Genomic DNA, 1,413 nt, shown 5'->3' with positions numbered 1-1,413 from the left:
CGCGTTGACTCATAGAAAACCTCCGCGTAGCCGGATACGTTGCCTCAATTGAAAACCTCCGCGTAGCGGCGTGGTTTCCGGCGGTGGCAGCGGATGCGGGTTATGCCCGTTTTCATGGAGCTCACTATGGTCCAGCGGCAGGCTGTGACGAAGAAGAAAGCCCTCGCCTACAAGGGTGCGGATCGTGCAGGTAAGTCCCGGATCCTGAACGAGCTGGTCGAGCTGACCGGTTGGCACCGCGACTACGCCCGGGCCGCCTTGCGGGAGGCCCTGGTCCTAAAGGTCGTCAGGCCCAGACCGGGCAGGACGCCCGTCTACGGCCCTGATCTGCTGCCACCTCTGGTCACGTGCTGGGCGGTGTTGCGCGCCCCTGCCGGCAGGCTCCTTGCCCCGATGCTGCCGGTCCTGGTGCCGCTGCTGCGCCGCGACAAGGAACTCGAGATCACCGACGCGCAGGCGGATCTGCTGATGCGGATGAGCGCGGCGACCATCGACCGCAAGCTCTCCGGTGAACGGGCGAAACTGTTCCCGCGGGGACGGTCACACACCAAGCCCGGCACGTTGCTGAAATCCCAGATCCCGGTCCGGACCTGGGCCGAATGGGACGACGCCGTCCCGGGATTCGTGGAGATCGATTTGGTCGGCCACGAAGGAGGCAACAGCTTCGGGGAATTCTGCTTCACCCTGACCGTGACAGACATTTCCACCGGCTGGACCGTGAACCGGTCGGTGCGGAACAAGGCCGCCAAATGGGTCTTCGAGGCCCTCGAACAGGTCACCGCGGTGTTCCCGTTCCCGATCATCGGCATTGATTCGGACAACGGCTCGGAGTTCATTAACGAGCACCTGCTGGCCTACTGCCACGCCCGCCAGATTACCTTCACCCGATCCCGGCCCGGGAACAAGAACGACGGCGCCCACGTGGAGCAAAAGAACTGGGCCAGGGTCCGGGAACTGGTCGGCTATCTCCGCTACGACACCGCCGCGGAGCTGGAGAAACTAAATGAAATCTGGGAGCTGGACCGGATCTTCACCAACTACCTGCTGCCCCAGCAGAAACTCATCGAGAAGCACCGGCACGGCGCGAAAGTGACCAAGAAGCACGACGCACCTGCTACACCCCACCAGAGGGCCATCCGGCACGAGAGGATGCGTAAACGTCCGATCATCCGGATGAACGCGGCCTTCAAACAGATCAAACCTGCCGCACTCTCACGCCAGATCCTGGCGCTGACCGGCCAGCTGGAGACACTCTCCCGGGCAAAGCAGCCCGCCGCCATCAAGCCCGTCAACAAGGCCTGGAACAACTGAAGAACCGGGGGTTTTTCAATGAGGCAACGAAACCCTCAACCGGAGGTTTTCAGATGAGGCAACGAATAAGTCTTCCCGGAGGTATTGCAATGAGGCAACAGG

1 protein-coding gene is annotated in these 1,413 nt (G+C 62.2%); it reads left to right on the top strand.

Going from position 1 to position 1,413, the window contains the following annotated elements; genetic code table 11:
* Window positions 1-114: 114 nt before the first annotated feature.
* Complete coding sequence (locus PY310_RS21465; RefSeq protein WP_275216656.1) at window positions 115-1,311, top strand: integrase catalytic domain-containing protein; 1,197 nt, start codon at window positions 115-117, stop codon at window positions 1,309-1,311.
* The last annotated feature ends 102 nt before the right edge of the window (window positions 1,312-1,413 follow it).

This window comes from Pseudarthrobacter naphthalenicus (assembly GCF_029076445.1).
GTDB lineage: Bacteria > Actinomycetota > Actinomycetes > Actinomycetales > Micrococcaceae > Arthrobacter > Arthrobacter naphthalenicus.
The sequence above is the reverse complement of the archived record's forward strand: the minus strand, read 5'-3'. Positions and strand labels throughout refer to the sequence as shown.